Consider the following 12,139-nt stretch of genomic DNA (forward strand, 5'->3'; position numbering starts at 1 on the left):
GATTGCGGGGCGGGAAATCAGCGCAGGCGCGGGTTGGTTAATTAAATGTAACGGCCGGCACCTTGCTTTCTGGCCTGTTGGCGCAACAATAAGGGCGTCATTTGGCTTGTACCGAAAGACCCGTCACCAAGGCATCCAGTTATGGATGCACACAGCCCCGCCATGGAAAACAACAAGGCTGCCGCCCCTCATCCGGGCAGGTGACCGAATGGGGGAGATCGCGTGTCCCTCGTCTGCAATGCGGAAGGGCTGAGACATGCGAATAAAAAAGGGCCTGCGCTTGCAGGCCCTTTTCATATCAGCAGTACCGGTATCTGTGGTTCAGCCCTTGAGCAGATCGAGCACCACCTGATGGTGATCGCTGGTCTTGAACTTGTCGAAGCGGTGGGCAATCTTGCCCTCTTCGTCGATGAGGAAGCTGAGCCGGTGGATACCATCATACTCCTTGCCCATGAACTTCTTCGGGCCCCAGACGCCAAACGCATCGGCCACCGCATGATCTTCATCGGCCAGCAGGCGGAAGTTCAGGTTGTCGCGCTCCTCGAATTTTTTCAGCCGCTTGGCGTTATCCGGGCTGATGCCGAGCACCACCACATTGAGGGCGGCCAGTTCGGCGTTGACGTCGCGCAGGCCGCAGGCCTGGGTGGTGCAGCCCGGGGTCATCGCCTTGGGGTAGAAATAGACGAGCACTTTCTTGCCGCGCAGGTCGGCCAGGCACACCTGGTTGCCATCCTGGTCGGAGAGGGAAAAGTCGGGGGCCAGGCTGCCAGCGGATAAAGGTTGCATGGGATCTCCTTGATGAGCCGTCAGGCGTGTTTGTTGTTGACGATGAATTCGAACGATTCTGCGCCCAGTTCACGACAGAATCCGGCGAAGGCCGCCTGCGAGCCGGCCGCTTCCCCCTGCTTGGCCAGATTGAGCTGAAAGCTGGCCTTGAGCAGGTTGAACGGCTGCTGTTCCAGGGTGATGGTCTGCATGGCCTGGATGTCCCAGCCGTGATCGCTGAAGAACTGGGTGCACTGGCTTACGATGCCCGGCTGGTCCCGGATCAGGATCTCGGCGTTGGCGCTGATGTCGTATTGCAGCGACTGGTGGCGCTCGGTGCGTTTCATCATGGTGATGAGGTCCCACTCCTGACTGCGCAGGGGCAGGCTTATCTCGAGCTGCATCAGGCTGTTCCAGTCACCGGACAGCAGCATGATGAAGGTGAATTCATTGCCGAAGATGCCAAGACGGCTGTCGACAATGTTGCAGCCACAACCACTGACGTGGCGGGTGACCTCATTGACGATGCCAGGCCTGTCCGTGCCGATGGCCGTTACGACCAGGTAATGAGTCATAAATCTTCTCTCGTCCATTAGCGGGTGGCGAATGCGGGCGGCGGGCACGTCGACCGAAGGGATCTGGCCCGCGCGGCCGCGTGGCGACCCTGCTGAGAATCTCGTTGTGGCAAGCGTCCTGCCGGGTGGTGGCGGCCCGGTTCCGGCGCCAGTTTCCGGCGCTTGCGCACGGCTGTTTGTGCCGGATGGTAACACGGCTTGGCCGTGGCCTCCCTTGTTTTTCCAAGGGGGCAGCTTTACCATAACGCCCCTGAAAATCGGGAGAAATATCCATGTTGCGCGGTAGTATTGTTGCCCTCGTTACCCCCATGCTGGCTTCAGGTGAAGTCGATTGGGCCAGTCTTGCCAATCTGGTCGAGTATCATGTCAGCGCCGGAACCAGCGCCATCGTCGCGGTGGGGACCACGGGGGAGTCGGTGACCCTGAGCGAGCAGGAGCACATTGCCGTCGTGGAGAAAACCGTGGCACTGGCCGCCGGACGCATCCCGGTCATCGCCGGCTGTGGTTCCAACAATACCGCCCATGCCGTCGCCCTGGCCAAGCGCTTAGCCGAAACCGGCGTGGTGGCGGGTCTCTCGGTCACACCTTATTACAACAAACCCACCCAGGAAGGTCTCTATCGTCACTATTGTGCGATCGCCGAGGCTAGTGGTCTGCCCCAAATTCTTTATAATGTGCCCGGTCGTACCGGTTGCGATCTCAAACCGGAAACGGTAGCCAGACTGGCCAGGGTGCCCGGCATCATAGGCCTGAAAGAGGCCACCGGGGATCTGAGCCGTACACCGCTGCTGCGTGAGCTGTGTGGTGCGCAATTCGCACTTTATAGTGGCGATGATGCCAGTGGATGTGATTTTATGCTGCAAGGCGGTGACGGTGTCATTTCGGTCACCACCAATATTGCAGCGGCCCAGATGGCCGACATGTGTCGTGCTGCGCTGGCCGGCGATGCCGGGCGGGCGCATGACATCAACAATCGATTGATGCCGTTGCATCAGACTCTGTTCTGCGAACCGAGCCCCATCCCGGTGAAATGGGCCTGCGCCCAGCTGGGATTGATTGCGACGGCCACCTTGCGTCTGCCGCTCACCGACCTCACTGCCGAGGGCGAACGGGCGATGGCGCGAGCACTGACGACTGCGGAGTTGATGGCGAGTGTTTAAAGCAAATGGAAAGGGAAATGCAGTGCGCCTGGTGCTGAGCGTGGCGACCGTTGCCGTGCTGGCAGCCTGTAGCTCACCCCAGGAACGCAAGATGGCCAACCGTGGTTTCGAGTACGAGGATGCCCGCCTTGAAGGCCGTGCTTTCCTGGTGCCGGCCGGGTTGAGTACCCCCGCCTTTAACAGCAGTTTCGACATTCCGCCCCTGCCAGAGAGCAGCCGTGACGGTGCCCTCGGGGCCAAGGTGGATGTGCGTCCGCCCGCCCAGCTGCTGACCGTGGTACCGGGCAGCCAGGTGGTGACCAATGCCGGTGAACCTACCATGGCCTTCTATGCCCTCAGCACCTCCCAGAGCGTGGAGCGCGATACCTGGGCCTTCCTGATGAACTTCCTCGCCCAGTACAAGGTCACCACCGAGAAGCTGGACCAGCAGGCCGGCGTGTTGCAAACCGGCTGGTTTGACAACACCAAGGCGCTCGACGGCTGGAGCGAAGAGGACGACGACTTCGTCATTCGCCAGCGCTACCAGTTCACCCTGCGCAACGATCCCCAGCGCCACGCCGTCAACATGTCGGTCCGGGTGCTGGATCACGAGGAGACCATCGATGGCGAGACCAGCAAGGAGCTGACCCCGGCCGATGCCCAGCGCTACGCGACCCGGGCCCTCAACCAGTTCTCGCTCTACTACGACAAGCAGCTCAAGTCCCGCGAACAGCACAAGGCCAACGATGGCATGGGGCTGGAACTGGGTCTGGACAACAACGAGCTGAGCGCCTGGATCGTTGACGGCTCGTTTGACCAGGTGTGGCGTCGTCTCAATCAGGTGCTGCCGGCCTACGGCTTCACCATCAAGGATACCCAGCAGTCGCTGGGCTGGATCGACGTGGAGTACGACGAGCCGGGCAGCGAGTTCTGGAAGGCCAAGGGCAGCGAGCCGTTCAAGCTGGACGAAGACAAGTATCGCTTCCAGCTTGGCGAGATGGCGGGGGGCAAGACCTCCATCACCCTGTTCGACAAGGACAAGAAGCCCGTGTCGTCCGGTGTCATCTCCCAGATGTACATCAGCCTGTCCGAGGCGTTCGCCAAGGGTCTGGCTGACCAAGCTGCAAAAACAGAATAGAAACAGGGGCCTTGTGCCCCTGTTTTGTTATGTTAACCCCCCACAAACAGGAAGTGTTATTAGCCATGAGTCTTGCAGACCAAGTATTGGCGGTGAACGATGATTTGCCGATCCGTACCGATAAACCCGTCCATTCCGGTAAAGTGCGCAGCGTCTACTGGCTGACCGCCGCAGACAGTGCCCGCCTCATCCGCGAGAAGGGTTACGACGTGCCGGCGGATGCGCCGCTCGCCATCATGGTGATCAGCGACCGGATCTCGGCCTTCGACTGCATCTGGCAGGGTGTGGACGGGCTCAACGGTGTGCCGGGCAAAGGGGCTGCGCTCAACGCCATCTCCAGCCACTGGTTCAAGCTGTTCAAGGAGAAGGGGCTGGCCGACAGCCATATCCTGGACATCCCCCATCCCTTCGTCTGGATCGTGCAAAAAGCCCGTCCCGTGATGATCGAGGCGATCGCCCGCCAGTACATCACCGGCTCCATGTGGCGTGCCTACAAGGATGGCGAGCGCGAGTTCTGCGGCATCACCCTGCCGGAAGGACTGAAAAAGGATCAGAAGCTGCCGGAGATCCTCATCACCCCCTCCACCAAGGGCGTGCTGAAAGGGCTGGACGGCGTGCCGGAAGCCGATGACGTCAACGTCTCCCGTGCCGACATCGAACGCCACTACCAGGGCTTCAACTTCAGCAAGCCGGCCGACATCGACCGCTACGAAGTGCTGCTCAAAGAAGGCTTCAACGTCATCAGTGACGCGCTGGCCGAGCTGGATCAGGTCTTCGTCGACACCAAGTTCGAGTTTGGCTACGTCCAGGATGCCGCCGGCAACGAAAAGCTGATCTACATGGATGAAGTGGGCACCCCGGACAGCTCCCGCATCTGGGACGGCGCCGCCCTGCGCGACGGCCAGATCGTCGAGAAGTCCAAAGAGGGCTTCCGCCAGTGGCTGCTCAATCACTTCCCGGATCCGGACATCCTGCTGAACAAGCACCGCATGCCCGAGCGCTTCTCCCTGGCCCGCGACAACAAGTTGCCGACCGAGGTGATGATGGACATCTCCAACACCTACGTGGGGATCGCAGAGAAGATCATCGGTCAGCCGCTGGTTCGCAGCGCCAATCCGAAGCAGGAGATCATCGAGGTGCTGCGCGAGCAGTACGGGCTGATCGACTGAGGCGTACCGCCTTTTTTACTGTCGTAAAAACAAACGTTTGCCACCTGCCGGTACGGCAGCGGTCACGGAACGGGCCCCATCAAGGGGCCCGTTTTTGTTGCCGTGCCGACTGGGCGGCAGAAGGGCGGTGATCAGCCGTTGACCCTGAACACCTGGCCGGTCTGTACGCCCAGTACCGATTTCTGGTAGGCCTGCGCCACCCTGGCGGCGGGCACGGGGACGAAGCCCGGGAAGAAGCTGGCGTATTTATCCATCGACTCCTCCAGCACGGTCGGGCTCACCACGTTGATGCGCAGGCCCCGCGGCAGTTCGCAGGCGGCCGCCTTGACGAAGTGCTCGACGGCGCCGTTGATGGTGGTGACGCTGGCGCCCCAGTTGATGGGCTCCTCGCTCAGGATACCGCTGATCAGGGTGATGGAGCCCTTGTCGTTGAGGTGGGGGATGGCGGCGCGGGTCAGGTTGATCTGGCCCATCAGCTTGCTCTGGATACCCAGCTGCCACTCTTCATCGGTCATCTCGGTCAGGGCGTTGAACGCGGCGCTGCCGCTGGCCACTACCAGCGCATCGAACTGCCCCAGCTTGGCAAACAGCCCCTTGATGGAGGCGGGATCGCGCATGTCGACCCTGGCATCCCCCTGGCTGTGGCCGACCCGGATCACCTGGTGATCCTTGGCAAGCAAGTCGCTGACGGCGGAGCCGACGGTGCCGGAGGCACCCACAATCACAATCTTCATCTGTTTCACTCCTGGTTGGGATGTGTTGATTCTAGCGCGATGAAAAGGGAGAAAAAGCGCGTAAAATAAACCCATTGTTTCCAAATTGGAGCTAATGATGGATATCGCCCATCTGGCCAGTTTCTACGAAGTGGTACAAAGGGGCAGTTTCTCCGCCGCCGCCGATGCGCTGGGGGTGAGCAAGGGGATGCTGAGCCGTCATGTCAGTGCGCTGGAGTCCTCTCTCAATGCCCAGTTGCTGCAACGCACCACCCGCCGGCTCAGCCTGACCGAGGCGGGCTCGACCCTCTACCAGCAGGCGGGGGAGATCTTCGCGCTGGCCCGTCAGGCGGAGCAGGATATCCAGGCCCTGACCGAAGAGGATGGCGGCCGGCTGCGCTTCACCTGCCCGATCAGCGCCGGCGATCGCATGGTGAGTGAGCTGCTGGCTCGCTTCGCCGAGCTTTGCCCCGGGGTTGCGGTCGAGCTCAACTTCACCAATCAGATGGTCGACATGAGTCAGGGTGAGCATGATATCGCCTTGCGCGCCATGAGCGAGGTGCCCGACAACCTGGTGGCCATGCCGCTGGGCCGGCTCAGGGATGTGGTGGTGGCGAGCCCTACACTGGTGGCACGGGAGGGCAAGCCGGCCACCCCTTATGAGCTCAGCGGGCGTGCCTGCCTGCTCATGGGGAGCAACCCGGCCTGGGAGCAGTGGCACTTCAGCCGGGAGGGGGAGGAGGCGCATATCCTGGTGCAAGGCAAGGTGCGGGCCAATCACTACAGCACGGCGCTGCAGCTGGCCCGGGCGGGGTTGGGCTATGCCAAGTGTCCGCTGGTTGCGGTGGATGCCCTACTGGCGGCGGGGGAGCTGGTGACCGTGCTCGATGGGTGGCACAGCGGCCTGCACCCGCTTCATATCCTGCATGCCCAGCAGCGGCGAGTGCCGCGCAAGATCCGGCTGTTCAAACAGGTGCTGGCCCAGTGGTTTGCCGAGCGGCCCCACTACCTGCTCTGAACTGCCGTTATTTTTCTGTCATCTTCGGCTGCTAGCCTGCGCCCATCAACGCGATCAGGAAGATGAACGAAGATGAAGGGTTGTCGATATCGAAATGGTGTGTCGCTGCTGTGCGCCGCACTGGGCATGAACATGATGCTGGGCACAGGCTCGGCGCATGCTGCGGTTGAGGTGACGGTGCCGGCGGATTTCCAGATCCTGGCGGTGAGCGCTGGCACCCTGCACGACGAGCAGCACGCCACCCTGCCGGATGGCGAGCAGCAGCTGCTGGTGCGTTATGAAGGGGTGATCCCGAGTCGCAGCAGCAGCGAGAATGACCGCCAGCTGCGCTCCGCGCCTCAGGTGCTGCGCTATCAGGCCAGCCAGCAACAATTACAGCTGGTCGCCAACTTGCCGAGTGATGAGCGGGGCATGGCGCAGTATGCCAAGTCTCCCGTCATGGGGCTGCAGGCCGACGGCAAGGTGATGGCGAGCGAGCAGGATGCGCTGGTGACCAGCGGCATGCTGATCGGCATGGACTGGCGCGCCAAGCTGGCCGAATACAACCAGCGCGGTGGCAAGGCGGCGCTGACGGCGGCTTCTGTTTCTGCACTTCCTGCGGCCGTGGTCGCCAGCGAGATTGCGCCGGTAGCGGCCAGCGAGCTGGAGGGGCAGTTGCAGCAACTCTTCCTCAAGGCGGATCCGGCCCTGCGCAAGCGCTTTGTCAGCTGGGCCGTGCCGCGGCTTTAAGTTTGCCGTCCGTTGCAGTAACGTGGGGGCTCTCATCGTGTCTAGCGCCCATCTTATTGCAACGAGGTCTTCATGTTTGAATTGCACAGTCGCCTGCAGGCGGATACCCGCCTGCTCGGCGATCTGCCTCTCTGCCGCGTCCTGCTGGCCAAGGACAGCCAGTATCCCTGGCTCATCTTGGTGCCGAGAGTGGCCAATCTACGGGAAATCCACCACCTGGCGCCGGCCCAGCAACAGCAGCTGATGCAGGAGTCCTGCGCGGTGGCGAACCTGATGGAGCAGGCGCTGCGCCCGGACAAGATCAACGTGGCGGCGCTCGGCAACCTGGTGCCCCAGCTGCATCTGCACCACGTGGCCCGTTTCAGTACCGACAAGGCCTGGCCTGGCCCCATCTGGGGGGCTCATCCCTCCTTGCCCTATGATGAATCGACCCTGCAGCGGGAAGCCGCCGGCTGGCGACTCAAGCTGGCCAATCTGGCCGGATTCACTCCCCTTGAAACTGACAGTTGAATCAAGTGAGAGGCGGCTCGCTATTTCGACGCCCGGGCCGCGCTATCTGTTAGAGTTATGGTATAGATAAGCCCATTTTCGATGTTCAGGAAGGTCCCATGATAGTGACAAGAGCCGACGATGATACCGTATTGACCACAGAGGACGTGCTGTTGAGCCTGTGCCATTCGGTGACGGATGTATTGAGTGCGGCAACCCAGAGTCAGGTGCGTTTCTCCGGCATGGTGCAGCGGATCAGCAAGACCTGCCTCAAGCCGGATATCGGCTGCTTCGTGCTGTTTGACGGCGGCTTCTCCGGCCTGGTGGTGATCAACTTCTCCGCCTCCGCCGCCATGGAGCTGTACGAGAGCTACATGCTCAGCATGGGGCTCTCCAAGGAAGATCTCGCCATCTCCCACACCTCGGACGAGGTGAGCAACGTCATGGGCGAGCTGATGAACCAGATCGTCGGCAGCTTCACCGTCAAGGTGGGCCGGGATCTGCAGACCCACATCACCCAGAACCAGCCCAAGATGCTGGCCCTCAACAAGCAGGTGATGCTGAGCGTCGATACCAACCTCGACAGCCCGGAGTCGCGCCGGGTCACTTTCTTCACCGCCCGCAACAACATCTTCTATCTGGAGCTGGCGATGGACAAAACCGAGTTCATCCGCATCCACAACGATGGCATGGATCAGGAAGAGCTGGATCCCGATGCCCTGATCGCCCAGACCAAGCGCGAGTCTGCCCAGCCGGCTCCGGCCGCCGCCCCGGTAGCCAACGATCACGACGATCTGCTGGACTCCCTCGGGATCTGATTTTCCCGCCGTCCGCAATGCACGAGGCCACCCATGGGGTGGCCTCGTTTGTTGGTGCTGCTCGCCGCTAGAAGTTGTAGAGCAGACCCGTGCTGAAACGGGTGGACTGGCTGTCGTAGAAGTCGATGTCCGAGTCGGCATTGGAGTAGGCTGCGGTGAAGGTGGCGGCCAGGGCCTTGACGCCGAACAGGTTGTGCCAGAAGAAGGTACCGTTGACGGCGAATTCGTCCGCGTCGGCATGCTGGCCGAAGATGGGGTTCGCCTCGTCGTACTTGCGCTTGCCGGTGTAGAGGTTGCTGACGAAGGACCACTGGGGGCCGCGCTTGGCGTAGGTCAACTTCAGGCCGGTGTTCTTGAAGCTCTCGGCGCTGCCGTCCAGGCGAGCCTCCTTGTAGAGGATGGCCGGCTCCAGCAGCTGGTTGCCGCCGAAATGGAACTGGTAGGAGAGCTCCATGTCGTGCACCTTGCCGTTGCGATCCAGCATGCCGGCGTAGTGGGTGCCGTGGCTCTGATCATACTGCTGGCCGCTGCGCTCCTCGTCCATGTCCACCTCCCGGGTTGTCAGGTTGCCGTAGAAGTTGCTGCCCCAGATCTTGTCCCAGGCGAAACGGGCCCCTTTTGACTTCAGATCGGTCGAGCTGCGGTCCACGCCGGTGGCGAAGGGATCGCTCCACAGCTCCACCGGCATGACGTTGAACACCAGCGAGGTGGCGACTATGCCCTTGTCGCCCATCTCCTGGCGCAGGCCGAGCTGCTGGGTGAAGTCGAAACGCACCGCATCCTGGATCAGGTTGCCGAGGAAGATCTGGGTGCGGGTATCGGCGAAGGTATAGCGGATGTCGGCGTTGAGCAGCGGCGTCAGGCCGCTCTCGCTGTCGGGCGAGCCGAGATCATTGATACGGCTGTGGTTGTCATCGCCCGCGTAGAAGTTGGACTGGTAGCTGACGGCGTTGACCCCGCCCAGCAGAAAGCCGGACCAGCCTGACTGCTTGGGGATCTCGCCCAGGTCGGCGTGGGCGGCATTGGCTGCCAGCAGGCCAAGACTCAGCAGGGTGAGATTGCGCATCGATGAGACTCCTGAATTATCAGTTGGTTGAATTGAACGGCCTGGCATTATAGCCAGCCAGGCTTAATCCGGGCTGACCGAATTGACTCCGGCATGCTACCCCAGCGGGCGGAGGAGGTTAATCGATAATTTATCGTGCGACGGCAGAAGAGTTCGGCGCGTCGTGCTGGTATTCTGTTCGGCGAATATCGGGGAGAAAACAATAAGATGAAACAAATAAAATCCTGGGCGCAATATTACGTCGACCTGATGACCAAGCTGGGGCTGGTGCGATTCAGCATGTTCCTGGCCACCGGCATCATAGTGCTGGCCGTCTCCATCCAGATGGGGGTCACTCTGTTTCTGCGTGGCACCGTGGATATCGTCGATCTGGTGCGCTCGGTCTTCTTCGGCCTGCTGGTCACCCCCTGGGCCGTCTATTTTCTCTCCATCGTGGTGGATCAGCTGGAGGACTCCCGCCAGCGGCTGACCCGCATGGTGCGCAAGCTGCAGGACATGCGCGAGCGGGATCTCGAGCTCAACAGCCAGCTGCAGGAGAACATCAGCCGCCTCAACGCCCAGATCGCTGAGACCAACCGGGCCGAGACCCTGCGTCAGCAGGCCATCGAGGATCTGGAGAACGAGGTGTTCCAGCGCGAGAAGGCCCAGCTGCACCTGGGCGAGCGCACCGCCCTGCTGCGCTCCTTCATCGACTGCTCCCCCGATCTGGTCTACTACCGCAACGAAGACGAGCAGTTCTCCGGCTGCAACCGCGCCATGGAGGAGCTGACCGGCAAGGTGGAGGCGGAGCTCATCGGGCTGACTCCGTTCGACGTCTACAAGCACGACATTGCCAGCAAGGTGGTGGAGACCGACAAGCAGGTCTTCGCCAGCAATGAGCCGCTCACCTATGAGCAGTGGCTGGAGTACCCAGATGGCCGCAAGGCCTACTTCGAGTTGCGCAAGGTGCCCTTCTTCGACCGCTTCGGCAAGCGGCTCGGCCTGCTCGGCTTTGGCCGCGACATCACCGAGCGCAAGCAATACCAGGACAAGCTGGAGAAGGCGAGCCGCGACAAGACCACCTTCATCTCCACCATCAGCCACGAGCTGCGCACTCCCTTGAACGGCATCGTCGGCCTGAGCCGGATGCTGATGGATACGCCGCTCGATCCCAAGCGGCATCAGCAGCTCAAGACCATTCACCTGAGCGCGGTGACGCTCGGCAACATCTTCAACGACATTATCGATCTGGACAAACTGGATCGGCGCCGGTTGGAGATTGCGCCGACCCGCATCGATCTGCCCGCCTTCCTCGACGAGCTGGAGACGCTGTCGCGCATCCAGGCGGAGCAGAAGGGGCTCTATCTGCACTTCGATCGGGATGGCGAGGTGCCACAGTTCGTGATGGCGGACGGCACCCGGTTGCGCCAGGTGCTGTGGAATCTGGTGGGCAATGCGGTGAAGTTCACCGACGAAGGTGGGGTGACGGTACGCTGCCTCGCCCATGCCGCCGACGCGCCGGGCAAGCTGGCGCTGCACTTCGAGGTGGAGGATACCGGCATCGGCATTCCGCGCGCCCAGCAGGAGAAGATCTTCGCCATGTACTATCAGGTACAGGGCAAGAAGCACGCCACCGGCACCGGCATCGGGCTGGCGGTTTCCCGCCAGCTGGTGCAGGCGATGGGCGGCCAGCTTTACGTGGACAGCGATCCGGGCGAGGGGTCCTGCTTCACCGCCGAGCTGGAGGTGGAGTGTATCGAAGGAGAGGTTGCCGTCCCTGAGCCCGAGATGCCGTCCCTCGACATCCTGCTGGTGGAGGACGTCGAGCTCAACGTGACCGTGGCCTGCGCCCTGCTGAGCAAGCTTGGCCACCAGGTCAAGGTAGCGCGCGATGGCGCCCAGGCGCTGGCCATGGCCAACCCGGATGATTTTGACTTGATCCTGCTCGACATCCAGCTGCCGGACATGACGGGGTTTGATGTGGCGGAACAGCTGCTCGCCCGCTACGGCGAAAGTTTGCCGCCCATGGTGGCACTCACCGCCAACGCCACCGGTGATCGCCAGTACTACCGGGATCGCGGCATGCAGGATGTGATCAACAAGCCGCTCGGCTCGAAGGCGGTGCGGGAGGTGATTGGTCACCTGTTTGCCGCTCTGGCCGGGGACGAGGCGGACGAGCAGGCCGACACCGTTAGCCAGGATGCGCTGCTGGACCTGCCCTTCCTCACCGATTATGCCGATACCGTGGGCAAGCCGGTGCTGCTCTCCAGCGTCGATCTGTTCGAGAAGATGATGCCCGACTACATGGCGGTGCTCGACTCCAACATGATTGCCCGGGATCAGGCCGGCGTGGTGGAGGAGGCGCACAAGATCAAGGGGGCGGCGGGCTCCATCGGCCTGCGCCGGCTGCAGCAGACGGCCCAGCTGATCCAGAGCCCGGATCATCCGGCCTGGTGGGAGAATGTGGAAGACTGGATTGAGACGCTGCGCCGGGAGTACCCGGGCGATATCGCCCGCTTGCGGCGCTGGTTGCTCTCATAA

The 12,139-nt window shown here is 61.8% G+C and carries 12 protein-coding genes; 8 read left to right on the plus strand and 4 right to left on the minus strand.

Features of this window, described 5'->3' with window-relative positions; all coding sequences use genetic code 11:
* Positions 1-321: 321 nt before the first annotated feature.
* Positions 322-786, minus strand: coding sequence for a thioredoxin-dependent thiol peroxidase (gene bcp / locus PG897_RS13385; RefSeq protein WP_201881766.1), 465 nt, complete (start codon positions 784-786; stop codon positions 322-324).
* 20 nt (positions 787-806) lie between these two features.
* Positions 807-1,340 (minus strand): glycine cleavage system protein R, encoded by a 534-nt coding sequence (locus tag PG897_RS13390; protein WP_005304323.1) that lies wholly within the window; start codon positions 1,338-1,340, stop codon positions 807-809.
* A 272-nt stretch (positions 1,341-1,612) separates the two neighbouring features.
* Here PG897_RS13390 and dapA point away from each other — a divergent pair, with 272 nt between their 5' ends.
* The 3 genes from dapA to PG897_RS13405 all read left to right on the plus strand — a co-directional run bounded on the left by dapA (position 1,613) and on the right by PG897_RS13405 (position 4,786).
* On the plus strand, positions 1,613-2,500 hold the full coding sequence (gene dapA / locus PG897_RS13395) for a 4-hydroxy-tetrahydrodipicolinate synthase (protein WP_201881767.1): 888 nt from the start codon (positions 1,613-1,615) through the stop codon (positions 2,498-2,500).
* Entirely contained in the window at positions 2,493-3,617 is a 1,125-nt protein-coding gene (gene bamC / locus PG897_RS13400; RefSeq protein ID WP_017779109.1) for an outer membrane protein assembly factor BamC, read from the plus strand. The genes dapA and bamC overlap by 8 nt, the downstream gene beginning before the upstream one ends.
* Positions 3,618-3,682: 65 nt before the next feature.
* The gene (locus PG897_RS13405; RefSeq protein WP_270829103.1) at positions 3,683-4,786 is read left to right on the plus strand and encodes a phosphoribosylaminoimidazolesuccinocarboxamide synthase; all 1,104 of its coding nucleotides are present in this window, start codon (positions 3,683-3,685) and stop codon (positions 4,784-4,786) included.
* A gap of 131 nt (positions 4,787-4,917) precedes the next feature.
* On the opposite strand, the gene PG897_RS13410 is transcribed toward PG897_RS13405, so the two are convergent.
* Entirely contained in the window at positions 4,918-5,520 is a 603-nt protein-coding gene (locus tag PG897_RS13410) for a short chain dehydrogenase (RefSeq protein ID WP_043171983.1), read from the minus strand.
* 97 nt (positions 5,521-5,617) lie between these two features.
* Between PG897_RS13410 and PG897_RS13415 the strand changes: the two genes are divergently transcribed.
* From PG897_RS13415 to PG897_RS13430, 4 genes are all read left to right on the plus strand, one after another.
* Complete coding sequence (locus PG897_RS13415; protein ID WP_043171984.1) at positions 5,618-6,517, plus strand: LysR family transcriptional regulator; 900 nt, start codon at positions 5,618-5,620, stop codon at positions 6,515-6,517.
* Between the two features lie 72 nt (positions 6,518-6,589).
* Positions 6,590-7,246, plus strand: coding sequence for a DUF2057 domain-containing protein (locus PG897_RS13420; protein ID WP_043171985.1), 657 nt, complete (start codon positions 6,590-6,592; stop codon positions 7,244-7,246).
* A 72-nt stretch (positions 7,247-7,318) separates the two neighbouring features.
* Positions 7,319-7,756 carry an HIT domain-containing protein gene (locus PG897_RS13425; protein WP_043171986.1) on the plus strand — a complete coding sequence of 146 codons (438 nt, stop codon included), beginning with the start codon at positions 7,319-7,321 and terminating at the stop codon, positions 7,754-7,756.
* A 98-nt stretch (positions 7,757-7,854) separates the two neighbouring features.
* Positions 7,855-8,553, plus strand: a complete 699-nt coding sequence (locus tag PG897_RS13430) for a DUF3334 family protein (protein ID WP_043171987.1) — start codon at positions 7,855-7,857, stop codon at positions 8,551-8,553.
* A 67-nt stretch (positions 8,554-8,620) separates the two neighbouring features.
* Here the strand turns inward: PG897_RS13430 and PG897_RS13435 are convergent, their stop codons facing one another.
* Positions 8,621-9,619 (minus strand): DUF2860 family protein, encoded by a 999-nt coding sequence (locus PG897_RS13435; RefSeq protein ID WP_010634959.1) that lies wholly within the window; start codon positions 9,617-9,619, stop codon positions 8,621-8,623.
* A 207-nt stretch (positions 9,620-9,826) separates the two neighbouring features.
* Between PG897_RS13435 and arcB the strand changes: the two genes are divergently transcribed.
* Positions 9,827-12,139, plus strand: a complete 2,313-nt coding sequence (gene arcB, locus PG897_RS13440) for an aerobic respiration two-component sensor histidine kinase ArcB (protein WP_010634958.1) — start codon at positions 9,827-9,829, stop codon at positions 12,137-12,139.

It is taken from the genome of Aeromonas sp. QDB20, assembly GCF_027707805.1.
Classification (GTDB): Bacteria; Pseudomonadota; Gammaproteobacteria; order Enterobacterales; family Aeromonadaceae; genus Aeromonas; species Aeromonas dhakensis.